Source organism: Pseudomonas sp. PS1(2021) (assembly GCF_020405165.1).
Classification (GTDB): Bacteria; Pseudomonadota; Gammaproteobacteria; order Pseudomonadales; family Pseudomonadaceae; genus Pseudomonas; species Pseudomonas aeruginosa.
This window is the reverse complement of the sequence record NZ_CP084484.1, coordinates 3,954,759-3,976,741: the sequence shown is the minus strand read 5'-3', so window position 1 is coordinate 3,976,741 and position 21,983 is coordinate 3,954,759. Positions and strand designations below refer to the sequence as shown.

General features: G+C 63.8%; 20 protein-coding genes. 11 read left to right on the top strand and 9 right to left on the bottom strand.

Annotated elements, in window-relative coordinates; genetic code table 11:
- Nucleotides 1–7: 7 nt before the first annotated feature.
- The 5 genes from LE197_RS19140 to LE197_RS19120 all read left to right on the top strand — a co-directional run bounded on the left by LE197_RS19140 (nucleotide 8) and on the right by LE197_RS19120 (nucleotide 6,321).
- A complete protein-coding gene (locus LE197_RS19140; protein ID WP_079384981.1) occupies nucleotides 8–1,066 on the top strand; it encodes a YCF48-related protein in 1,059 nt (352 codons plus the stop codon).
- Between the two features lie 35 nt (nucleotides 1,067–1,101).
- Entirely contained in the window at nucleotides 1,102–3,600 is a 2,499-nt protein-coding gene (locus tag LE197_RS19135) for an efflux RND transporter permease subunit (RefSeq protein WP_034030801.1), read from the top strand.
- Between the two features lie 80 nt (nucleotides 3,601–3,680).
- Complete coding sequence (locus LE197_RS19130; protein WP_034030802.1) at nucleotides 3,681–4,652, top strand: lactoylglutathione lyase; 972 nt, start codon at nucleotides 3,681–3,683, stop codon at nucleotides 4,650–4,652.
- Nucleotides 4,649–5,467 (top strand): enoyl-CoA hydratase/isomerase family protein, encoded by an 819-nt coding sequence (locus LE197_RS19125; protein ID WP_034030803.1) that lies wholly within the window; start codon nucleotides 4,649–4,651, stop codon nucleotides 5,465–5,467. Before LE197_RS19130 ends, LE197_RS19125 begins: the two co-directional genes overlap by 4 nt.
- A gap of 35 nt (nucleotides 5,468–5,502) precedes the next feature.
- Nucleotides 5,503–6,321, top strand: a complete 819-nt coding sequence (locus tag LE197_RS19120; RefSeq protein ID WP_034030804.1) for an SDR family NAD(P)-dependent oxidoreductase — start codon at nucleotides 5,503–5,505, stop codon at nucleotides 6,319–6,321.
- A 32-nt stretch (nucleotides 6,322–6,353) separates the two neighbouring features.
- On the opposite strand, the gene LE197_RS19115 is transcribed toward LE197_RS19120, so the two are convergent.
- Nucleotides 6,354–7,592, bottom strand: a complete 1,239-nt coding sequence (locus LE197_RS19115; RefSeq protein ID WP_071537088.1) for a multidrug effflux MFS transporter — start codon at nucleotides 7,590–7,592, stop codon at nucleotides 6,354–6,356.
- A 329-nt stretch (nucleotides 7,593–7,921) separates the two neighbouring features.
- Between LE197_RS19115 and LE197_RS19110 the strand changes: the two genes are divergently transcribed.
- The gene (locus LE197_RS19110; RefSeq protein WP_121142632.1) at nucleotides 7,922–9,514 is read left to right on the top strand and encodes a phytoene desaturase family protein; all 1,593 of its coding nucleotides are present in this window, start codon (nucleotides 7,922–7,924) and stop codon (nucleotides 9,512–9,514) included.
- A 33-nt stretch (nucleotides 9,515–9,547) separates the two neighbouring features.
- Here the strand turns inward: LE197_RS19110 and LE197_RS19105 are convergent, their stop codons facing one another.
- Nucleotides 9,548–10,096, bottom strand: a complete 549-nt coding sequence (locus LE197_RS19105) for a TetR/AcrR family transcriptional regulator (protein ID WP_228778328.1) — start codon at nucleotides 10,094–10,096, stop codon at nucleotides 9,548–9,550.
- A 370-nt stretch (nucleotides 10,097–10,466) separates the two neighbouring features.
- On the opposite strand from LE197_RS19105, the gene LE197_RS19100 reads away from it, so the two are divergent.
- The 5 genes from LE197_RS19100 to LE197_RS19080 all read left to right on the top strand — a co-directional run bounded on the left by LE197_RS19100 (nucleotide 10,467) and on the right by LE197_RS19080 (nucleotide 15,441).
- Nucleotides 10,467–11,747, top strand: coding sequence for a cytochrome P450 (locus tag LE197_RS19100; RefSeq protein ID WP_034030808.1), 1,281 nt, complete (start codon nucleotides 10,467–10,469; stop codon nucleotides 11,745–11,747).
- Nucleotides 11,748–11,799: 52 nt separating this feature from the next.
- The gene (locus LE197_RS19095) at nucleotides 11,800–12,831 is read left to right on the top strand and encodes a hypothetical protein (RefSeq protein WP_034030809.1); all 1,032 of its coding nucleotides are present in this window, start codon (nucleotides 11,800–11,802) and stop codon (nucleotides 12,829–12,831) included.
- Between the two features lie 79 nt (nucleotides 12,832–12,910).
- Entirely contained in the window at nucleotides 12,911–13,699 is a 789-nt protein-coding gene (locus LE197_RS19090) for an SDR family NAD(P)-dependent oxidoreductase (protein ID WP_034030810.1), read from the top strand.
- Nucleotides 13,700–13,751: 52 nt separating this feature from the next.
- On the top strand, nucleotides 13,752–15,026 hold the full coding sequence (locus LE197_RS19085) for an MFS transporter (protein ID WP_034030811.1): 1,275 nt from the start codon (nucleotides 13,752–13,754) through the stop codon (nucleotides 15,024–15,026).
- Between the two features lie 64 nt (nucleotides 15,027–15,090).
- Nucleotides 15,091–15,441 carry a nuclear transport factor 2 family protein gene (locus tag LE197_RS19080; RefSeq protein WP_034030812.1) on the top strand — a complete coding sequence of 117 codons (351 nt, stop codon included), beginning with the start codon at nucleotides 15,091–15,093 and terminating at the stop codon, nucleotides 15,439–15,441.
- Nucleotides 15,442–15,494: 53 nt separating this feature from the next.
- Here LE197_RS19080 and LE197_RS19075 read toward each other — a convergent pair whose 3' ends face one another.
- From LE197_RS19075 to LE197_RS19045, 7 genes are all read right to left on the bottom strand, one after another.
- Nucleotides 15,495–15,734, bottom strand: coding sequence for a hypothetical protein (locus LE197_RS19075; protein WP_034030813.1), 240 nt, complete (start codon nucleotides 15,732–15,734; stop codon nucleotides 15,495–15,497).
- 26 nt (nucleotides 15,735–15,760) lie between these two features.
- Nucleotides 15,761–16,027, bottom strand: coding sequence for a hypothetical protein (locus tag LE197_RS19070; protein ID WP_226033693.1), 267 nt, complete (start codon nucleotides 16,025–16,027; stop codon nucleotides 15,761–15,763).
- Complete coding sequence (locus LE197_RS19065) at nucleotides 15,982–17,346, bottom strand: phytoene desaturase family protein (protein WP_226033692.1); 1,365 nt, start codon at nucleotides 17,344–17,346, stop codon at nucleotides 15,982–15,984. Before LE197_RS19065 ends, LE197_RS19070 begins: the two co-directional genes overlap by 46 nt.
- A 64-nt stretch (nucleotides 17,347–17,410) precedes the next feature.
- The gene (locus LE197_RS19060) at nucleotides 17,411–18,331 is read right to left on the bottom strand and encodes a VOC family protein (protein ID WP_034030814.1); all 921 of its coding nucleotides are present in this window, start codon (nucleotides 18,329–18,331) and stop codon (nucleotides 17,411–17,413) included.
- A 69-nt stretch (nucleotides 18,332–18,400) separates the two neighbouring features.
- Complete coding sequence (locus LE197_RS19055; protein ID WP_034030815.1) at nucleotides 18,401–19,708, bottom strand: amidohydrolase family protein; 1,308 nt, start codon at nucleotides 19,706–19,708, stop codon at nucleotides 18,401–18,403.
- 58 nt (nucleotides 19,709–19,766) lie between these two features.
- The gene (locus LE197_RS19050) at nucleotides 19,767–20,342 is read right to left on the bottom strand and encodes a 3-phenylpropionate/cinnamic acid dioxygenase subunit beta (protein WP_027897517.1); all 576 of its coding nucleotides are present in this window, start codon (nucleotides 20,340–20,342) and stop codon (nucleotides 19,767–19,769) included.
- Between the two features lie 72 nt (nucleotides 20,343–20,414).
- Nucleotides 20,415–21,812, bottom strand: coding sequence for an aromatic ring-hydroxylating dioxygenase subunit alpha (locus LE197_RS19045; protein WP_034030816.1), 1,398 nt, complete (start codon nucleotides 21,810–21,812; stop codon nucleotides 20,415–20,417).
- Nucleotides 21,813–21,983: the final 171 nt, after the last annotated feature.

Genomic DNA, 21,983 nt, shown 5'->3' with positions numbered 1-21,983 from the left:
GCTTGGCATGGCCATGCTGCCTTTGCTGCTGAGTTCTTTTGCTTGCGTGGCTGCAGTGGGCGGCGACCCGCTGCGCGAACCCGCCATGCTGATGGAAAAGCAGGTCCAGGCCCCCCTGGTCGACGTGACGTACACCGGCGAAGCCCTGTTGGGCGTAGGTCTGCGCGGACTGATACAGCGCTCCGAAGATGGCGGGAAGACCTGGAAGCAGGTCCCGAGCCCGATATCCGGCGACCTGGTCTCGGTACGTTTCAGCGATGCCCGCCATGGCTGGATTGCCGGTCATGATTCCGTGCTGTTGCACACTCGTGATGGAGGAAACAGCTGGCAGGTCCAGCTCGATGGCCGTCGCCTGCTGACTCTGTTACGCGATTGGTACGGGCGGCTCGCCAAGTCTGGAGATCCTGCCGCCGACGCGATGCTGCGCGAGATCGACATGGCGATGGCCACGTCGGCGACACCCGATGTGCTGGCGTCCCCCTTCCTCGATGTGCTGTTCGACAGCAGAGGCAATGGTTTCGTGGTCGGCGCCTTCGGCATGATCCTGCGCAGCCGCGATTACGGCGCGACATGGGAGCCTTGGGTAGAGCGCACGCCCAATGAACGGCGCATGCATCTGTACGGGCTGGCTGAACGCAATGGCGTGTTCTATGCGAGCGGTGAGCAGGGCTTGCTGATGCGCCTGGAACCTCACGCGCAGCGTTTCGTCGCATTGGACAGCGGTTATGGCGGCACCCTGTTCGGCGTACGGGCGTATGGCGGCCTGCTGTTGGCGTATGGCCTGCGCGGAAACCTGTTTGCCAGTCGCGACGACGGCCAGCACTGGCAGAAGATCGAGACGGGGCTGGGCTCCAGCCTGGTGGGCATCGTGGAGCGTAATCGCCAATTGATCGTGGTTGGCCAGGACGGGCGGATGCTGGTGCTTGATTCCGACAGCCTGGTGGTCACTCCCTTGCAGTCCGTACAGGGCGGTGAGGTCTACGCGGCCAGTTATTCCGGTACAGGCCGGCTGGTCATGGCGCGTTTCTCCGGCGCTCGACTTGTCGAGATAGCCAAGGCGGACTGAGTCCGCCAGTTGGCCCCTAGAAAGAGAGCGAAGAAATGGTAGAGCAGAAATATAACAGCGGCATGCCGGTGGTCCCCGACCTGAGGGACTTCGACATGTCATCCGGCGGGCTCTTCGAGCGGATGATCTTCAATAACCGTGCGCTGGTGGTGGTTGCCTGTCTGCTTGCCACATTGATCCTGGGTTTCTTCGCTTCCCGCCTGGAGGTGAACGCCAGTTTCGAGCGGATGATCCCGAGCTCCAGCCCGTACATCAAGAACTACCTGGCTTATAAGGATCAACTGCCGGGGCTGGGCAACAGCATCCGTGTGGTGGTTTCGAACAAGCAGGGCGATATCTATGAGCCGGAGTACCTGCAGGCGCTGCAGGAGGTGAACGATAAGCTCTACCTGATCCCCGGTGTTGATCGCTCCTGGATGAGATCGCTGTGGATGCCGATCGTGCGCTGGAAGGAGGTGACCGAGGAGGGCATCGACGGCGGCGCGGTGATGCCCGCCGACTATGACGGCAGCGAGGCTTCGATCGATACCCTGCGCCATAACATCGCCCGTGCCGGCATCGTCGGCAGCCTGGTGGCCAACGACGCCCGCTCGAGCATGATCGTCGCGCCTTTGCTCGACACCAACCCGCAGACCGGCGAGCCGCTGAGCTACGGCGACTTCTCCCGGCAGTTGGAAGAACAACTGCGATCGATGGAGAGCGACAGAGTCGGCATCCACATTGTTGGTTTCAGCAAGCTGGTTGGTGATCTGATCGATGGTCTCTACGCTGTGATGCTGTTCTTCGGTGCCTCGGTGGTGATTGCCGCACTGTTCGTCTACTTCTACACCCGCTGTCTGCGCAGCACCCTGCTATTGGTCGGTATCGCCGTGGCCGGCGTAGTCTGGCTGCTCGGCCTGATGGAGCTGCTCGGCTACGAACTCGATCCCTATTCGATTCTGGTGCCGTTCCTGATCTTCGCCATCGGGGTATCCCACGGTACGCAAAAGATGAACGGCATTCTCCAGGACATCGGCCGCGGTACGCACAAGTACGTTGCCGCGCGCTATACCTTCCGCCGCCTGTTCCTTACCGGACTGACCGCGCTGCTGTGCAACATCGTCGGCTTCGCCGTGCTGGTGATCATCGACATCCCGGTGATCCGTGACCTGGCCCTGACCACCAGCATCGGTGTGGCCGTGCTGATTTTCACCAAGCTGTTGCTGATCCCGGTGGCGCTGTCCTATATCGGGGTGAGCAAGAAGGCCGCGCTCATCGCCATCGAGAAGGACCGCGCCGGCGAGCAGAATCGTGGTTTCCTTGGTCGCGTCTGGCACGGCCTCGACCGCTTCACCGAGCGCCCCTGGGCGATCGCGGTAATTGCCCTGTCGGTACTCGTTACCGCCTTTTGCAGCGTGGTCATGCTTGATCTCAAGATTGGCGACCTCGACCCCGGCGCTCCGGAGCTGCGCCCCGATTCGCGCTATAACCGCGACAACGCCTTCATCACCGCCAACTATGGGCTGTCCAGCGACCAGTTCGTGGTGATCATGAAGACCAACGACGACGGTTGCCGCCTCTACCAGCCGCTGCAGGTCATGGACCAGTTGGCCTGGCGGCTACGCCAGACCGAAGGTGTGCAGACCACCAATTCGCTGGCCGAGACCGTGCGCTTCTTCACCGCCGGCATGGCCGAGGGCAGCGGTAAATGGCTGACCATCAGCCGTGACCAGGCGATCACCAATTCGTCGGTCGACGCGGCGATGATTTCCTCGCCCGGCATCACCAACCAGAACTGCTCGGTCACACCACTGGTCGCCTACCTGGCCGATCACAAGGCCGACACGCTCAGCCGTGTGCTGCATGTCGCCGAGGATTTCGCCCGTGAGCACAATATCAGCGACGGCGAGCAGCCGGTGGAGTTCCTGCTCGCCGCCGGCAGCGCCGGGATCGAGGCCGCCACCAATATCGAGGTGGAGAAGGGCATCGTCACCATGTACCTGGCAGTGTATGGCGCCACGGCGCTGCTCTGCCTGCTGACCTTCCGCAGCTGGCGGGCCACCCTGGTGGCGCTGATTCCGCTGGTCATGACCACTATCATCTGCAAGGCGCTGATGGTCTGGCTGGGCATTGGCCTGAAGGTAGCCACCCTGCCGGTGATCGCGGTCGGGGTCGGGGTTGGGGTCGACTACGCCCTGTATCTGCTCAGCGTGCAACTGGCCGTGCAGCAGCGTGGCGGCAGCCTGGCGGTGGCCTACCGCCGCTCGCTCGACTTCACCGGCCGGGTGGTGGCGCTGATCGGCCTGACCATGGCCGCGGGTGTGATCACCTGGGCCTGGTCGCCCATCAAGTTCCAGGCCGACATGGGCATCCTGCTGACCTTCATGTTCCTCTGGAACATGCTCGGAGCGCTGGTGCTCATTCCCGCACTGTCCCATTTCCTGCTCCGCTCCAAGACCAGTACCGAATCGCCCGAGATGGAATACGGCGATGAGGAGCTGGAGGTGCCGGAGCAGGCCGAAAAAGCAAATGTCCAGGCGATTGCCGCACATTAATTGAAGCGAGGCGCAGGTGATGGGGACGGCCGCTGCGGCGGGCCGCCCCGTGCCATGGCCGGCGATTGGAGGTAAGTCCCATGTTCGAGTTGTTGATGAGTGCTGACATGATGGTTCCGGATCCCGACGGGATGACGGAGAAACTGGTGGACAAGCTCGGTGTCTACAAGCACGAGCGCTGGCGCCAGGCGTTCGACAACCATCCTTACATCGCGCACTTCCTGCGCGTGCACAAATCCCTGGCGGTGGCGCCGACCCGTATCGAGCCGCAGTGGCACCTCGACAAGCCGAATCCCGGCGACCCGCTGTTCCACGATTTCCTGGAGAGCCTCAAGGACTACCAGGGCCACCACCGGCCGATGATCACCCACTCCATCGTTCTTGCCCTGCATCGCGAGAAGTTCGCCGTGCTGGTGGACAAATTGATGCGCCGCCGCCTGCCGTTCCGCATGGCGCAGCGCACCCCGGAGATGCCGTTCGACCGCCTGTGGCTCGGCGCCACGCCGGAGAAGCCCTACTACCAGCCCTCGGTCGACGGAGGCCTGTGCATCGAGATCATGGAGACCGAGCCGTTGCAGATGCCGCCGGAAACCTACGCCCTGCCGCCGGCCCAGCCCCGCGACCTGGCGCCGGGCGGCATGGTTCGGGTGACTGCCCGCGGCTTCCTGGTGCGTGACTTGGACGAGACTTTGCGCCAGGTTTCCGCCAACCTCGACTGGGAGCCCAATGGCCCGGTGGAGCACCTGCGCGAAGAAGGCTATCGGCGTGCGCGCATGGGCTTCACGGTAGCCAACAGCGCGACCCTCGATGTGATTGAGGCTACCTATTGGAATACTGATGCTGGCCATTACCTGAACAACTGGGGGCCGGGCCCGTATTACATCCGCATCGGCGTCAACGACCTTTCTGCCAAGGCCGAAGACCTGCGCGCGCGTGGCACCGCCTTCGAGTGGGTCGAGTCGTCCGAGGCGGTTGGCGGCAGGTCGCTGATCAAGGTCGATCCGAAAGAGCTGGACGGCCAGGTGTTCGAGTTCGAGGAGATTCAGGTATGAGCGCCGACCAAGGCCAACTGGATTCGCTGACGATCAACGAATCGGTGCGTGTCGAGCGAGGCGCCACGCTGGGCTGGATCGTGCTGACTCGCCCCGGGCAGATCAACGCCATCAATGACGATATCCGCCAGGGCGTGCCCCAGGCGCTGGAGCTGCTGGAGCGCGACCCGCGGGTACGCGTCATCCTGATTCGCGGCGAGGGCGAGCGGGGTTTCTGCGCCGGTGCGGACATCAAGGAAAAGCGCGGCGAGGAATCGGCCATCCAGGTCCGCCAACGCATGGAGCGCTCGCGCTGGATAGAGGCGCTGGACAGCGTGGCCAAGCCGGTGATCGCCGCCATTCATGGCTACTGCATGGGCGGCGGCCTGGAGCTGGCGTTGGCTTGCGATATCCGCTTCGCCGCGCCAAACGCGGTGTTCGCTCTGCCGGAAACCGGCCTCGGCCTGATTCCCGGCGGAGGCGGTACCCAGCGCCTGGCGCGGGTGGTGGCGCCGGGGTTGGCCATGGACCTGCTGCTCACCGGTGAGCGGCTGAACGCCGAGGAGGCTCGTCGGGTTGGGTTGATCAGTCGTATGGCGCGCGAGGCGGACAACTGGCTCGACGAAGTCACGGCCCTTGCCCGGCAGATTGCTGCCAAGCCGCCGGCGGCCTCGGCCTATGCCAAGCAGGCGGCGCGCGCGGCGCTGGAACTGGACCTCAAGCGCGGTCTCGATCTGGAGCTGGATTTGTTCGCCCTGCTGGCGCCGACCAAGGACAGGCGCGAAGCCGCACTGGCATTCGCCGAGCGCCGCGAACCGCGCTTCACCGGCGAATAGCCGCCGACCCCACCAGAACAGGAGAGAGCACAGCCATGAGTACAGGAAAACTTGCTGGACGGGTTGCCATCATCACCGGCGCCGGCGGTGGCCTGGGCGCCGAGTGTGCACGGGTGCTGTCGGCGCACGGCGCCAGCATCGCGGTGGCCGACATCAATGGCGAAGCCGCCGAGGCGGTGGCCGAGTCGCTGCGGGTGGCGGGTGGCCAGGCGCTGGGCATCCGTACCGACGTGTCGTCGGAGGATGAGGTGCAGGCCATGGTGGCGCAGGTCAAGGAACGCTTCGGTCGTATCGACGTGCTGCACAACAACGCGGCGGTACTCGATGGCGAGCAGCGCCAGCGCGACCGTGACCTGGCCAACCTGGACATGGATGCCTTCGACCGGGCCATCGCCGTCAACCTGCGCGGCGCGGTGCTGTGCACCAAGCATGTGATCCCGGTGATGCTGGAGCAGGCTAGCGGCTCGATCATCTTCGCCACCTCAGGTCTCGGCGTGCAGGGTGATATGTCGCTTTCCGGCTACGCCACCTCCAAGGCCGCGCTGCTGATGCTGCCCAAGTTGGTGGCGGCACAGTACGGCAAGCGTGGAATTCGCGGCAACGCCGTGCAGATCGGCTTGGCACCGCAGCATCCGCTACCCGACGCGTTGCTGGAGATCATGCGTGACAACCATTGCACGCCGGAGCTCGGCACCCCGCGGCAGATCGCCGATGTGGTGGCCTTCCTGGCGTCCGACGAGTCCGCGTTCGTGACCGGCAGCACGCTGGTGGCTGACGGTGGCTTCGGCAGCCACACGCCTTCCCTGGTGGCGGTACGCAAGCTGTTCGAGCAGATGGGGCGCAACAGCATGTAAGGACGCCGGAGGCGCAGGGAGGGGGCTGTGATTCACTGGCTGCCGCGCGGCGCCAGTGGCGTGACGCCGGCTTCCGCCAGGCGCCTGCCGGCGGTCATCCAGGCCAGTGCGGCAACGCCCAGTGACAAGGTCATGGCCAGCGCTGCGCCGGAGGCAAGCAGCAGAGGGGTGTGCCAGAAGAAGGGTGCGATGAGCGCTGCCAGTACGGCGTTGAACCCGGTCTGGATGAACAGTTGCAGCGACGAGCCAAGCCCGCGCCGGTCCGGCACGCAGTCCAGCCCTGCCAACACGATGGTGGGCTGGACCAACGCCATGCCGAGCGTGTAGATGAACAGATAGGGCAGATACCATCCGTATGCCGCGGGGGCCCAATAGCAGATGGCGAGGTTCCACAGGCTGGCCAGCGCCATGATGGTGAAGCCCGTGACCAGGCTGCGGCCGGACGACCAGCGTTGGGCGAAGCGACCGGACAGGTAGGAGCCGAGCATCATGCCGGCGGTGGCCGGGCCGAACAGCCAGATGAAATCGGTTTCCTGCAGCCCCAGGTGGCGCATCAGGAACACGGGGGCGGACAGCACGTAGATGAAGAACCCGGCGAACATCAGGGCGAAGGTCACCGCCCAGAGCATGAAGGTGTCGTTGCACAACACTTGCCGATAGCCCGCCAGCAAGGCCGCGCCGGAAAAGCGCTGGCGTTTGCCCGGAGGCAGCGTTTCCGGCAGGTAGAACAGCACCATGACCAGCAGGGCCGCCCCCATGGCCGCGAGCAGGCCGAAGTTCGCTCGCCAGCCCGCATGCACCTGCAGCCAGCCGCCCAGCACCGGGCCGATGGCGGGGGCCAGGGCGAACAGCATGACCACCAGCGCATACAGGCGTAGGGCGGCGGCGCCGGCGTAGAGGTCGCGGATCACGGCCCGGCCGACCACGATGCCGGCCCCGGCGGACAGCCCTTGCAGTACCCGGCAGACATACACCTGCTCGATACGCGTGGCGCAGGCGGCGCCGATGGATGCCAGGGCGAACACCAGTAGGCCGGCGATCACCACTGGTCGCCGCCCCAAGCTGTCGGAGAAAGCGCCATGCCAGAGCGACATGAAGGCGAAGGCGGCGAAATACAGGGACAGGGTGATTTGCAACTCGACGTCCGTGACGCCGAATACCGCCTTCATCTGCTCGAAGGAAGGCATGTAGATGTTGATGGTGAAGGGGCCGAGCATCGCCAGACCAGCAAGCAGGATGGGCAGGAGTCTTGCCGTGGCGGGTGAAATCAAAGGAGGCCTTCCGTCGTTGGGTCGCCGGCCGTGTCACATGCCGGGGCGATCGAAGTTTGGCCTATGTTAGACAAAAATAAATAAAGTGTCTTAATTGTTTCTGGGCATGCTTTACCTGGCGGCGCAAGGTCAGCGCGTGGTGGATCCTTTTACTGGCGGTAAAACGGATGCTCACCCACTCGCTGACGGTTATTGCTAGCGTGACATTCCCTGCGGGCCGCCAGACGGCGTCCAGCCGCTTGCGAGCAAGACGGTAGCGGCCCGGCGACTGGGTTGCCGGGGCCGCCAGGAACTAACCCTAAACAGCGATGAACAAGAACAATCAAGCCATGAACAATTACAACACGGACTTCGATGCGATCATCGTCGGCGGCGGCACCAATGGGCTGTCGGCCGGCTGCTATCTGGGTATGGAAGGCAAGAGGGTGCTGGTGCTCGAAGCGCTGGACAAGGTCGGCGGCATGGCTTCATCGGGCTACCTGATCCCCGAGGCGCCACAGCACCTGGTGCACCCCTGCGCCATGGACATGATGTCCATGCGCGTGCATGCCCATGTACCCCGTGAACTGGAACTCGAACGGCACGGTTTCAAGTCGATCGAATTGTCGCCGGGGTACGTCTACCTGCACCCGGATGGCACCTCGCTGGTGTTCTGGCGCGACCGGCAGCAGACGGCCGCGGAAATCCGCCGCTACAGCGCCAGGGATGCCGAGGCGTTCCTCGAGTTCATGGAGGTCATCGACCTGTTCCTCGACATCGCCCTGCCGATGATGCGAGTCGATCCGGCGCGAACCAACCTGATGACCAAGCTGAAGGTGCTGGGCACCGCGCTCAAGCGACGCAAGCTCAAGCCCGAGCTGATGGCGCTGATGACCGGCTCGGCGCACCAGGCCGCGCGCGAGCGCTTCGAGCACCCGGTGACCATTTCCGCTATGTGTGCGCTGACCGGCCTGGCCGGTGATATCAGCGCCGACGGCGGCGGTATCTACTACGCCCTGTTGGGCTTCCTCCACCGCTTCGGGGTCGGTCGGGTGATCGGCGGCATGCAGCAACTGAGCAATGCCATGCGCGCGCGCCTGGAGGAACTGGGCGGCCAGGTCATGACTTCGGCCCGCGTCGAAGAAATCCTCGCCAGTCTGGGCAAGGTCCGGGGCGTCCGGTTGGCCGACGGGCGTGAATTCACGGCGCGCGCGGTCATCGCCGGGTGTCACCCCAAGGTCGCGCTGGAAATGGTTAGCGCCGGGGAAATGCCGAGGAATCTGCTGACTCGCATCGCCATGGCGCCAGCTAACGCAAGGGGCTCGGGCCCTCTCAAGGTCGACCTAGCGCTCGATGGGCAGATCTCTGTACCCCGTTTCGAAGCGGCTAGGGGCGACGGTGTCGACCTGCGGAAGGCCTGCCTGATGATCGGCACGGAAGAAGCGGTGCTGGAAAACTTCGCCGCCAGCGCCCGTGGCGAAGTGCCACGCCTGCCATACATCACCATGGTTGCGCCCAACTCAGTGGACCCCTCGCAGTCGCCGCCGGGCCAGGACGTGCTCTACGTCTATCCGCCGGTGATGCCGGTCAATCCGCGCGAGGGGTGGGATGCGCTCAGGGATCGAGTGGCCGATCAGGTGGTCGAGCAATTGTCCGAATACGTCGAGGGTATCCAGGGGCATGTGATCGGCCGCTGGATCGAGGCGGCGCCTGACTTCACTGCCCGCCTGAACACGGTGAACGGCTGCGTGGTGCATATCGATACCACCTCCATGCGCTCCAGCGCCATGCGCCCGGCTTATGGGCTGGGTGGCGACACGCTGCCGGTCGAAGGACTGTACCTAGGCAGTGCCGGCATTCACCCGGGCGGCGGCGTCAACGGCATGGCCGGGCGGTTGGCGGCCGGCCGGGTGAAACGCTACCTGGCGAAAACTGGGCAGTAACGGCGGGCATCGAGTGGTGCGACCGCGGCGGCCTCAGTCGCTGCGGTCGTTCTGGTTCTGCGCAATGCTCGCCAGAATGAAATCCACCGAATACTGGCGCCACGTGGTCATTCCTTCCGCCGAGCAGGTATCCAGGCCGGCTAGGGCGGACATCGAGTAGCGGTTGGTGAACCAGCCGGTGGTGAGTAGCGCGGCTGTGGCGAGAAACAGGCGTGGGTTGATGCCGGTCTTGAAAACGCCGCGTTCCGCGCCGTCGCGGAGAATGCTATCGAGCTTGTCGATCAGCGCTGGCGCTAGCTCGAGGAAGCGGTTGCGAGGCGTCTGGTGGGTGTCGTGGTAGTGGATGCCTTCCAGGGCCAGGGCGCCGAGTAGCGGGTCATGACGGTACTGGTCGAAGAAGTGGTTGAGCATCGCGCGCATGGCCTGCCTGGGAGCCAGCGAGTCGATATCCAGCTCCACTAGCTCGGACATGACACGCTCGGAGCACTCGTCCAGCACGGCGACGAACAGCCCTTCCTTGGAGCCGTAGTAGTGGTAGATCAGTTGCTTGGTGATTCCCGCTTCACGGGCAAGCTCCTCCATGCGAACGCCTGCAAGACCCTTCTCCGCGAACTCCAGGCGTGCGGTTTCGATCAGGCGGCGGATCGTATTGCGTTTCCCGGGTTCGTTCTGCCCAGCAGGTTTCACTCTTTTCCCCTTATGACTGCAATGGTCGATGCACTTCGTTTGACCCTGGGTAAAACGAATCGAGTCGCAGAAAAAGTGCAGCTCGTTAGTATCCCAGAACAGTGGTTCCGAGAGGATACCGTTACTTGCGATTGGGTGAGCGAACCGGCGTGTTTCCAAATGAAAACCGCAATGGGGCACTCGTCTCCGTCAGCCTGATGGCCTGTCGCCGTACCGGCTTCACTCGACTTCCGACAACAACAATTCCACAGAGTGGTTGAATACTATGAGTACCAACACCGCCTCCGCCCTAGATCTCAAGAATAACTACTCCGCCGTTTCCGAGACCTATCGTGGCACCGATCTGGATATCCATGCCGTGTGCCGCGAGCAGCTCCTGAAATCGCCGATCTACGAGGGTGACTTCATCGCCCAGTTTGGCGTGCCGACCAACGCCGGCATCCAGCAGGGTACCCGGCCGACGTTCGCTTTGTTCAAGTACCAGGACGTGATGGCGGTGCTGCGCGACGGCAATACCTTCACCAGCGGTTTCATCGCCGAGGGCCTGGGTGCCTTCTTCGACGGCCTGGTGATCCTGGCCATGGACGGTGAGCCGCATCGCAAGGTGCGTGCACTGCTGCAACCTGCCTTCATGCCCGAGAGTGTGAACAAGTGGCGTGGGCAGATCGACGAGGTGATCCGCGAGGAATTCCTCAAGCCGCTGGTACCGCAGAAGAAGGCCGACCTGATGGAGTTCGGCCTGGAACTGCCGATCCGCATCATGTACGCCCTGATGGGCTTCCCCACCGACGACCCTTCCAAGTACAAGCAGTATGCCGCCTGGGCGCTGGCCATGGTTGGTGGCAACCAGATCGATCCGGCGAAGATGGAAGAAGCCCGCAAACGGGCCGGCATCGCGGTTAAAGGCCTGTACGACGCCATCCAGGAAGTCGTGGTGCGCCGTCGCGCCGAGGGTAGCCAGGGCGACGACGTGGTCGGTCGCCTGCTGCGCGCCGAATATGAAGGGCGGACGCTGGACGACCATGAGGTGATCACCTTCACCCGTTCGCTGCTGCCCGCCGCCGGTGAAACCACCACGCGCATGTTCAGTTCGGTGATGGCGCTGCTGCTCACCACCCCGGGCCTGCTGGAGCGGGTCAAGGCCGATCGCTCGTTGATTCCCAAGCTGATGGACGAAACCACCCGCTACGAGCCGGTGGCCACTTTCAAGGTGCGCGAGACCGCCAAGGACGTCGAGTTCCACGGCGTGAAGATTCCCAAGGGTTCCTTCGTGCAGTGCATGGTGGTGTCCGCCAACCGTGACCCGGACGCCTTCGAGAACCCCGACGTCTTCGACATCGACCGCAAGCTCAAGCCTTCCTTCGGCTTTGGTTTCGGCCCGCATATGTGCATTGGCCAGTTTATCGCCAAGGTTGAGATCAACTGCTCGATCAACGCCATCCTCGATCTGTTCCCCAATATCCGTCTGGACCCGTCGAAGCCTACTCCCGTCATCGAGGGCGCGCAGCTGCGCGGCGTTTCCACGCTCCCGGTGATCTGGGACTGAACCCGGTCACGCCTCGCGAACCTTTCGACAACAACGACAAGAGACGAATGCCATGAGAACGTTCAAGACGATCCCCGAGCGCGGTGATTTCGGTTTCCAGCAACTGGTCGGACCACACAAGGTGACAGGCGCGGCGATGGCCGGCAGCCGTGGCTTCTTCGGCTTGCGCCTGAGCAAAAGCTCGCCATTCGGTTCGGTGCGCGACGAGGACGGCAACATCTATTCCTTCGTGCGCTCTCTGATGGCCCCGGGCGGTACGCCCAACCCGACCAAGTTCTACTACCTGAACAACCATGTGGATGGCGTCAACCTGCGCATGGACCACGAGAAGATGGCCCGCCAGGCGCTGACGCCACTACCGGTACAGACCCTGGAAGGTGACACAGTGCGCTGGACCAACCAGCCCGGCGAAGCGGGAAACGGCTGGGAAATCACCGCTAACAGCGAGCGCCTGACCTGGCGCGAGAATGGTCTGTTCCAGCTGGAGGGCCGCCTGCTTGGCCCGGGCCTGCAGTGGTATTTGCCCGGTGTGGAGTGGGGCACCTTCTACGTCTCGCAGCTGTGGGAACTGGCCGGTGTCTGCGAGGGCCGGCCGGTGAAGGGGGCTATGGCGCTCGACCAGTTCTATATGGCCGAGGGTGGCGCGATTCACTTCCAGAAGGACCTAGTGGTCAACAACAACAAGCACGTGATCTGGTGGTCGTTCGCCAATCTGTACGAGGACGGCAGCTGGGAGGCGGGCTCCTTCATGGTCGGCCATGATCACCTGGGTTACGCGATCTTCAGCAACGACAAGGGCGAGGTGCGCGTGACCACCGATATCGAGGGGCAGGCCAGGCACAAGGACGGCAGCTACTTCCTGGAGTCGGCGCGGATCGTCATCGAGGGCGAGGAAGAGTGGGAATTCCTTCCCGACCCCAGGGGCGAAATGATCGACTTCGTTGGCGGTTTTCCGATCACCGCGCAGCAGGAGGGGCGCTGGCGCCGAGTCGGCGATACTCGCGAGCCGTCGCACTGGCTGGGCTGGGGGGAGTCCGACCGGCGCAACGGTTCGGCGCGCAACGTACCAGGCCGAGATATCTGATCCGAGCTGACGAGCCTCCCACGGCCCGACCGCCGCGGGAGGTTTTTCCGAACAAGAACAAGAGCAGAGGAAGCAGGCGATGAGGTTCAAAGACAAGGTGGTGCTGGTCACCGGCGCCGGGCGCGGCATGGGGCGTGCCATCGCTCTAGCCTACGCCCGGGAGGGGGCCAGGGTGGTGGTGTCCGCACGTACGCCACGCCATGGCGAGGAAACCCTCGCACAGATCGCCGCGCTGGGCGGTGAGGCCCATCTGGTCGGCGGCGACATCGCCGACCGTGCGGCGGTCAAGGCCATGGTCGAGGGCGGCGTGGAGCGCTTCGGTGCGCTGGATATCCTGGTGCATTGCGCCGCCGATACCGCGTCTGGGCTGATCGCCGAGATGGCGGACGATACCTTCGATCACCTGGTGCGTAGCAACATCCAGTCACTGTTCTGGCTGGCGAAGGACGCGGCGCCCCATCTTTCCCAGGCGCAGGACAAGGGCCGGATCATCTTCATCTCCTCCGGCGAGGCCAATCGCAAGTACACGCCAACGCTGATCCCCTACAGCTCCAGCAAGGCGTTCATGAACGCCTTCGCCCGTGGGTTGGCGGTGGAGTTCGGCGCGCTGAACATCCTGGTCAACGTGATCGAGCCGGGGTTGATCGGCACCGATCATATGTTCGAGTCCCTGGGTGAGGAACTGCCACACCGCCTGGCCGAGCGTTTCCCCGTGCCCCGCCTGGGACAGTCGGCCGATATCGCCGCCGCCGCGCTATTCCTGACTTCCTGCGAGGCCTCCTATATCACCGGCACCTCGCTGCTGGTCGACGGTGGCGCGACTATGGTGGCCATGCCCAAGGTCGAAGAAATCCTCAAGGGGCATTGAGCCCGGACCGTACGGCCGGACTGACACGGCGGGCCGAGATAGGAGTCCTCATATGTCCGATACATCCATTTCGCCCCAGCGGGCGGCCATCGACCTCACCGAGTTCAAGCGCGGCTGGCGCATCCTGCTGCTTGGCCTCGTCGGTATCTGCACCAGTATCAGCGCGGGTCTGCTCTACGGCTTCGGCACCCTGGTGATTCCCCTCGAACAGGCTTTTGGCTGGAGCCGGGGTGAACTGCAGGCGTCGATCACCTTCCTGTTCGCCGGCGTGGCGATCTCTACCCAACTGGTCGGTCCGCTGTACCGCCGTTTCGGCCTGCGGCGGGTGGCGATAGTGTCGATCGTGCTGCAGGTGATCGGCTATGCGGCGATCACCCGGATCGAGCATTCCATCGGCTGGTTGTACCTGGCGTTCTTCGCCATGCCGCTGGTTTGCGCGGGAACCATCGCCATTACCTGGACGCAACTGGTCAACCTGTGGTTCGAGCGCAACCGTGGCCTGGCCCTGGCGGTCATTCTCTGCGGTACCGGGCTGATGGCGGTGGTGCTGCCGCCACTGCTGGCCAGGCTGATCGCCCAGTTCGGCTGGCAAGCGGGCTTCTTCACCCTGGCGGCGCTGCCGTTGCTATTCACCTTGCCGATGGCGTTGTTGTGGATGCGTCTGCCGGGCGAGCTCGAGCCGGCGTCGCCGGGGGGCAGCGAGACGGTAGCGCAGCTGGACGGTTTCAGCTTCAGCCAGGCACTGCGCTCGCCGGTCTACTGGAGTTTCAACGTTGCCCTGATCCTCTCGGTGTGCCTGACCGTCGGCATGGTCACCAATATCGTACCGATGCTGCAGGGCCAGGGGCTTTCCGCCCAGGCGGCGAGCCAGGTTTTCAGCAGCTTCGGCATTTCCATCATCGCCGGGCGCTTGCTGGTGGGCTATCTGCTGGACCGCTACCCGCCGATCCTGGTCGCGGTGATCAGCCTGGCGCTGCCGGCCATAGGTTGTGTGATTTTCTTGTTCGCCGGCGTGCAAAGCCTGGCGCTGCTGGTGCTCGCCACCCTGTGCATCGGCGCCAGCGCCGGCGCGGAGTTCGACCTGGCGGCGTTTCTCATGGCGCGTTATTTCGGGCTGCGCGAGTACGCGCGGATCTTCGGCCTGCACCTGGCACTGATCACCATCGTCTCGGGGCTGATGCCGGTGTTTTTCGGCTACCTCTACGAGGCCTACGACGGCTATTCGGCGGTGCTGCTGTGCTGTCTGGCCTGTTCCATCATCGGCCCGTCGATCCTGCTCTGGTTACGGCCGGCAGCGGTGGTCGCGGTCCAACAACAGCACGCCTGAACACTGGGCAGGTGTGTGAAAGTCCGGCGGGCCTGGCCCGCCCATGGCAACCGAGGAGAAATCAATGAGTGCGCAAGAAGCCATCGAGCATTTCCTGCATGGTCAAATCGAATGCTGGAACAACGGTGACAAGGAGGGGTTCTTCGAGCATTACCGCCGGATGTCGCCCGCCGGCCTGAGCATCGAGTACGTCGGCCGTGCCTTGCCGACCGACCCCTGGCAGATCCTGGAAGGCATGTGGGAAAACCAGCAGCCGCGTTTCCGCGTGGAGGTAAAGGAAACCATCATCAACGGCGAGGAAGCCGCCTGCCATCATCGCAACGCGTTGCGCGACGGCAGTGGCGGTATCGAGACCATCGAACTGTACCGTTTCCAGGACGGCAGGTTGTGGGTGCGTTACTTCATCAAGGCGTGAGGAGGCAATATGGGGCGCGACCCTGGTCGTGCCCCATCCGCACTGGGTGACCGTCAGCGCTTCACCCGGGCTGTCCTGCGCGCGGCCAGCCAGCCCTTGAGCAGGATCAGCGGCAGGCGCAGGATCAGGCCGATACCGAGCAGGCGGGCGGCCTGCCAGCAGTCTTCCGGGTTGACCAGGATGGTGGTGGTCATGGCGCCCATCACCTTGCCCTTGATCACCAGTCGCTCGTCATCGCGCGTGATGGACTTGATGTCCACCATCTCCACACCTTCCTTGCTGAACATCTTCATGCTGCGCTCGCTCCTGCAAGGGGTGGTCAGGCACCGATTAGTTCGTCGAAGTCCAGGCCGGATTCCTCCAGCAGCACCCGCGCCACGTTACGTCCGGAGGCGGCGGTGACACCGCCACCGGGGTGGGTGCTGGCGCCAGCCAGGTACAGGCCGTCCACTGGCGACTTGTACTGGGCGTAGCCGGGGGCTGGGCGGTTACCGGCGATCTGCCAGGAGTAGGAGCCGAAGTGCAGGATGTCGGCGCCGATCATGGCGTTGTTGTGGCGCTCGATATCCAGCGCGGGGTCATCCACGAGAAACCGATGATGTTGTCGTCGTCCATGTTGGTGGTGAGCTTGCGCAGGTCGTCTAGGAAGGCGTGGGCCACCTCCTCGCCGATCTCGTCCCAGCGCTGTGCGCCACCCTTGAGATTGTAGGGGCAGAAGGCGTACATGTTGAGCACGCGCTTGCCTGCCGGCGCGCGGGTCTTGTCGTAGGTGTCCTGGGTCACGTAGGCGATGAAGTCGCGGCGCGGGATGCCATATTCCAGGTCGCGGAAGGCCCGGGCGAACTCCTCGGGGTCGGAGTGCGAGCGCTCCACCCAGAAGAAGTCGTCCACCGCAGGGCCGACCTTGTAGCGCGGTGCTTCGTGCAACGCGACATGCATGTTGAATGGCTGGAAGCTGCTGTGCTTGAGGGTGCGGATGCGCCGCTCGAATCCCTCGGGCAGTTCGCAGCCGGGGACCATGGAGGGAAATACCTGCTTGGCGTGCAAGGTGGAGATCACGCCTTTGCGAGCCAGTATTTCCTCGCTGCTTTCGAGGATCACGCCGGTTGCTCTGCCGCCCTCGATCTTGAACTGTCTGACCGGCGCTTCGGTGCGCACCTCACCGCCATGGTGTTCCAGACAGGCACGCAGGGCATCGGCGAAAGCGCCGGAACCGCCGACCGGGATGCCTACCCCATAGCGATGCATCAGCGGCAGGATGATGTAGAAGCCGAAACCGGTACCGTTGTCGAACGGATTCATCATCGCCTCGGAGGCGTAGCGGGCCAGGGCGATCTTGACCTTGTCGTTCTCGAACCATTCGCTGATGTAGTCCCAGGCGCTCATCGCCTGGGTGCGCATCAGTTCCTGGCCAACCAGGCTCTGCTCCATCATCAGAGCCTGGTGCGAGGCGCTCGGCGGTGTGTTGAACATGCCCATGACCAGCATGTCGAGGTTCTGGAACACCTGGTGGTTGAAGCGGCGGTAGGCGTCGGCGTCACGCTCGGAGAACTTGGCGATGGCCTGGCAGGTGCGCTCCAGGTCGGTGTAGAACTCCAAGGTGCTGCCGTCGTCGTAGAAGATCGCGGTCATCTTGTCGGGGTTGATGTACTTCAGGCCGAACTTCGCTTTCAGCTCCAGTTCATCGTTGCGCAGCAGCGGATTGGCCTGTAGCAGGGTATGCGCCACCGAGCAGACGTCGTGCTTGAAGCCGGGTACGGTCAGCTCACGGGTCATCACCCCACCACCGACCTTGTCGTTCTTCTCCACCACGCACACGCTCTGTCCGGCCTTGGCCAGGTAGCAGGCGGCGACCAGGCCGTTGTGGCCGCCACCGGCGATGACGATGTCATAGGTCTTGCTCATCTTCTTGTCCTTTTTCTGTCGATTGTTCGTCGAATTGCCACGCCGCCTTTGGCGGCGCGGTGGTTCAGTCGTCGGGGTACCGCTCCATAGGCATCACGCTCGGCCCGAGAATCGGCCCGACTCGTTCGTGGCCCCAGACGCTCAGTTGCTCGGGATTCAGCTCGAAGCCGTCGTGGTGCCAGGGCTCCAGTTCGTGGATGCACTCCACGGCGAAGCCAGACGGGGTGAAGTGGTAGAAAGACAGGTGCGGGTCCTGGCTGTGCTGGCCGAGGGTCATCATCATCGGCAACTCGCGCTGGCGCACGATGTCGTAGGTTTCGCCGAGGTCGCGCAGGCTCCTGACGAACAGTCCGATGTGCTGTACGCCTTTCATGCCGGGCGCGTGGCCGAAGGCAATATCGTGGCTGGTGTGGTTGTTCAGCTTGGCGCGGAAGAAGCCGGTGCGGCCCTTGCCGGCGCCCGCGCCGTACCAGTGGAAGCCCATCAGCTCGATGAAGAAGGATTCCAGTTCAGGGCTATAGTCAGGCGTCATCAGGACGATATGGCCGACGCCGCGCTCGTCGGCGACGAAGCCGCCGTGCGGCCGACCGGGGGTGAACGAGTGCGGTGTCCATTTCTGTCCGTAGAAGAGTTCGTGCTGGTAGCCCGCCGGGCAGCGGAAGCGCACCAGTTCGCGCACTCCGCGTATCGCGCGCAAGGCGTCATCGCCGATTTCCAGGGCCACCCCGGTTGCGCGAAAGCGCGCCACGGCGGCGTCGAAGGCCTGCCGTCCGCGGGCTTCCCAGCCGATATAGGCGATGCGGTCGATGGGACCGGGGTGAAAGGCGATGCGGTGACGGCGGTCGTCGCTGCGCAGGTACAGTGAGTCGGGGTCGCCCGCCGGGGCGTTGCCCAGCCCCAGGCCGAGCACCTGCGGTGCGTACTCGCGCCAGGCGTCCAGGTTCGGGCTGGTGAAGCCCAGGTAGCCAATGCCGATGATGTCCATGCTGGCCTCGTGTCGTGGTCTTGAACCGTCCCCTCCCGGCCTTTGCCCGGGAGGGGCGCCTTGGCCTTTCTACAATGCGGTCTGGGCGTCCGCCTGGGCGAACATCGCGTTGATGTCGCCGGAAGTCACCGGCTGGCCTTTCTCGCGCTTGGGCGCGGCGCCGCCCATACCCAGCGCCGGCTCGGTGCTGACGTGCGTGGCCTGAGCGCGCAGGGCTCCGACCGTGCAGTTCTCCCGGCCAAGGATGGCGAACGGATCGTAGGAGAACTCACGCATGGCATTGAGGTGGGTGACCTTGTCGATGGTCTCCTTGGGCAGGCGCTTGAGGCTCTCCCAGGCGACTTCCGGCGAGTGCGGCCAGGTGCAGTCGGAGTGCGGGTAGTCGCATTCCCAGGTGACCATGTCCTCGCCCACGTCCGGCAGGTTGCGCAGGCCGAAATCATCCTCGATAAAGCAGGTGATGAAGTGCTTGCGAAAGATGTCGCTGGGCTTCTTGCCGCCAAAGTCGGCATTGGTCCAGGCATGGTGGTGGCGGTGGGTGAAGTCGGCGCGCTCCAGCAGGTAGGGGATCCAGCCGATACCACCTTCGGATAGGGCCATGCGCAGGTCGGGGAACTTCTTCCACATCGGCGCCCAGATCCAGTCGGCCGCCGAGTTGGCGATGGAGATCGGCATGGAGGTGATCCAGGCGTCGATCGGCGACAGGTCGGAGGCGTGCTCGGCCTTGATGCCGGTGCCGATATGGCAGCAGATCACCACGTTGTTGTCGGCGCAGGCCTTCCACAGCGGATCCCAGTAGTCGCTATGGATCGACGGGAAACCGTGCAGCGCCGGGTTATCGGAGAAGGACAGGGCATGTACGCCGAGTTTCGCCAGGCGGGTGACCTCGGCGGCGGCGGCCTGCATGTCCCACCAGGGCACCAGCATCAGCGGGATGAAACGGCCTGGCGCGGCATTGCACCAGTCGTGCAGGTGCCAGTCGTTGTAGGCCTGGATCGCCGCCAGGGATACGTCACGGTTCGGGTGGTTCTGGAAGCGCTGGCCGGCAAAGCCGGGGAAGGTGGGGAAGCAGATCGAGCCGAGGATACCGTTGGCGCTCATGTCGTCGACGCGTGCCTTGATGTCCCAGGTGCCACGGCGCATGTGCTCGTAGCCCAGCGGCTCCATGCCGTACTCCTCCTTGGGCCGGCCCACCACCGCGTTGAGGCCCATGTAGCCGGTGGCCTGGCCTTCGAATACCCAGACGTCGCGACCGCCGTGCTGCTCGACGCGCGGCTGAAGGCCCTTGAAGCGCTCCGGCATGTGGCGGTCGAAAGCCCCGGCCGGTTCGATGGCGTGGTCGTCCACGCTGACGAGGATCATGTCTTCGAGTTTCATCTGTTGTTGTTCTCCATGGTTGGCCGCAGTCACTGCGGCCATTGTCCAAGTGGGTCGATCAAAGGAAGATGCCGAGGTTCGGTGTGCCGATCACTACCTGATCCAGCATGATTTCCCGCCGCGCCAGTTTCAGTTGGCCGCTCTCGCGGCGCAGGATGTCCTGGCGTTCGCAGGGAATCAGGTCGAACGTGTCGAAATCGAAGCGGCTGCGGGTCACCAGCAGGTAGCTCAGCACCTTGTATTCATCGGCCTTGTCGGTGCCGAACACGCGGACATTGCTGACCAGGCGTTTGGTGCGCGACGGCGGATCCTCGCCCCAGGCGCTGCGGGTGTCGGTGATGCGCATGATGCGCACCATTAGCGAGGCATGGTTCTCGTGCAGGTGCTGGACGTTGCGCACCACGGTCTGCTGTTGCTGACGGTTGGGACGGGTCAGGCGCAGCGGTGCGTTGTACTCGATATCCTGGGTCAGGATTTCGCTCCACTGCTTGAGTTGCAGGGTGTCCAGCAGCTCCGCTTCGTCGTAGAGGAAGTCGACGATCTCGCTATGGAGCGGGCTGCCGCTGGCGATGCGCTTGCTGCGGTCGGTCGGCGGCAGGGGGGTGGGGGCGAGCAGGGTCTGTAAATCGTTCATGGTGGTCTCCGTGAAGCTGTGCGTGCCATCGGCCGCGCTGTGCAGCCGGGCAGGGTGTACAAGGGTGGGTGGTCAGGCCGTCATCAGCGCATGCCAGTATTTCCACCATTGCCACTGGGTATCGTCCTTGGTGAAACCCTCGCCGACATGACCGGGGCCGGGCCAGTCTGCGGGCTTGGCGTCTTCTGCGTACAGGGCCTGATACTTCAGGGTGATGTCCTCGCTCATCGCCCCCTTGGCCGCCAGCGTCATATGTGGCCAGGTGTCGGAGTCGTCCTGTTCGACCATGCCGGAGGTGCCCAGCAGCTGGATCGACTGGCGCAGCATGCGCGCCTTGATTTCCGGCGGGGTGTCCTTCTCGGCGAGGATCCAGTTGACGAATTCCAGCTTGTCCGGCCCCTTGGGCACGTAGGCGTGCAGGGCCATGGCGCCGAGCACGGTGCCGTCCGGCTGCGGCAAGTAAATGAACTCGAACAGGCCATTGGGGAAGAAGTTGCCCACCTGCGGCGGACGCCAGCTCATGACGTGCAACTGCTCCGGGGTGAAGCGCTTGAGTAGCTCCGGCACCATTTCCCGGGTAATGCCCGGCGGCGGCAGCAGGGTGAGCTTTTCCTCGGCGCTCATGCTCGACGGGTCGCGCCCGGTGAGGCGCTGGATCTTGCGGTCCAGTTCGATGCAGCGCATGGTGTGACCATGCTCGGTCCAGACTTCGACGCCATACATTTCCGGGCTGAGGTCGGCGCCCTTGCCTTCGGCATCCGGCTTCTTCGCGTAGGGGCCGACCTCGCCCAGCCAGCGGTGCAGGGTCAGGGTGTGGAAGCCGTCCGAGGCGGACTGCTCGCAGGCGGTCTTCCAGTTGGCGCGGATGGTGAAGCGCTGCGGCGGGCCGAGCACTTCCATGCCGGCGGTGGTGCGGCACCAGAGGGTGTCGAAATACCACTTGGCATCGCCGAGGAAATCCTCGAACGACGGGCCCTCGATGTTCCAGGTGGCGAAAATCAGACCGCCATAGAGTTGCACCCGGGCCTTCTTGAGGCCCAGCTCTTCCTTGCTTCTGATCTTGCCGTGCATGCACTCCTTCTCCATCGGCGCGGCGATGAAGTCGCCGTTGGGCCTGAAGGTCCAGCCGTGGTAGATGCACACATGGGCGGCGGCGTTGCCGCCATCGGCGGTGGAGATCTTCATGCCACGGTGCGGGCAAACGTTCAGGGAGACATGGATCTGCCCGTCACTGGAGCGGGCGACGATCACCGAGTCGGAGCCCATGTCGCGGACGATAAAGTCGCCCTTGTCGGGAATCTCGGTCTCGTGGCCGAGGAAAACCCAGGTTCTGGCGAAGATTTTTTTCATCTCCAGGGCGTAAAGCTCGGGGTCGGACAGCACCCGCATCTTCACTTCATGTTTTTCCAGATCGATCAGGTCCGAAATCCTCGTACCGTCGCTCAGCGCCGGGTTGGTAGTGCTGGTCATAGTCGGTCTTCGCTCTTGTTGTTGTTTGATATGAACAAAAAATAGATTTTTGTTCAGTTACGAGCCGATTATCTGCCCCGTGGATGGCATGTGAATTGATCTGGGTCAACGACTGCTCAGGGCTGGAAACTACCGGTCAGGCACGCTTCCGCTGCCGCTGGACAGCCTTGC

Coding starts and splice junctions, on each gene's coding strand:
- LE197_RS19045 (WP_034030816.1), bottom strand. CDS start 21,812: ATGACCAGCACTACCAACCCGGCGCTGAGCGACGGTACGAGGATTTCG.
- LE197_RS19125 (WP_034030803.1), top strand. CDS start 4,649: ATGAGCGCCGACCAAGGCCAACTGGATTCGCTGACGATCAACGAATCG.
- LE197_RS19055 (WP_034030815.1), bottom strand. CDS start 19,708: ATGAAACTCGAAGACATGATCCTCGTCAGCGTGGACGACCACGCCATC.
- LE197_RS19060 (WP_034030814.1), bottom strand. CDS start 18,331: ATGGACATCATCGGCATTGGCTACCTGGGCTTCACCAGCCCGAACCTG.
- LE197_RS19075 (WP_034030813.1), bottom strand. CDS start 15,734: ATGAAGATGTTCAGCAAGGAAGGTGTGGAGATGGTGGACATCAAGTCC.
- LE197_RS19080 (WP_034030812.1), top strand. CDS start 15,091: ATGAGTGCGCAAGAAGCCATCGAGCATTTCCTGCATGGTCAAATCGAA.
- LE197_RS19110 (WP_121142632.1), top strand. CDS start 7,922: ATGAACAATTACAACACGGACTTCGATGCGATCATCGTCGGCGGCGGC.
- LE197_RS19065 (WP_226033692.1), bottom strand. CDS start 17,346: ATGAGCAAGACCTATGACATCGTCATCGCCGGTGGCGGCCACAACGGC.
- LE197_RS19085 (WP_034030811.1), top strand. CDS start 13,752: ATGTCCGATACATCCATTTCGCCCCAGCGGGCGGCCATCGACCTCACC.
- LE197_RS19100 (WP_034030808.1), top strand. CDS start 10,467: ATGAGTACCAACACCGCCTCCGCCCTAGATCTCAAGAATAACTACTCC.
- LE197_RS19090 (WP_034030810.1), top strand. CDS start 12,911: ATGAGGTTCAAAGACAAGGTGGTGCTGGTCACCGGCGCCGGGCGCGGC.
- LE197_RS19105 (WP_228778328.1), bottom strand. CDS start 10,096: ATGGAGGAGCTTGCCCGTGAAGCGGGAATCACCAAGCAACTGATCTAC.
- LE197_RS19135 (WP_034030801.1), top strand. CDS start 1,102: ATGGTAGAGCAGAAATATAACAGCGGCATGCCGGTGGTCCCCGACCTG.
- LE197_RS19140 (WP_079384981.1), top strand. CDS start 8: ATGGCCATGCTGCCTTTGCTGCTGAGTTCTTTTGCTTGCGTGGCTGCA.
- LE197_RS19130 (WP_034030802.1), top strand. CDS start 3,681: ATGTTCGAGTTGTTGATGAGTGCTGACATGATGGTTCCGGATCCCGAC.
- LE197_RS19095 (WP_034030809.1), top strand. CDS start 11,800: ATGAGAACGTTCAAGACGATCCCCGAGCGCGGTGATTTCGGTTTCCAG.
- LE197_RS19120 (WP_034030804.1), top strand. CDS start 5,503: ATGAGTACAGGAAAACTTGCTGGACGGGTTGCCATCATCACCGGCGCC.
- LE197_RS19050 (WP_027897517.1), bottom strand. CDS start 20,342: ATGAACGATTTACAGACCCTGCTCGCCCCCACCCCCCTGCCGCCGACC.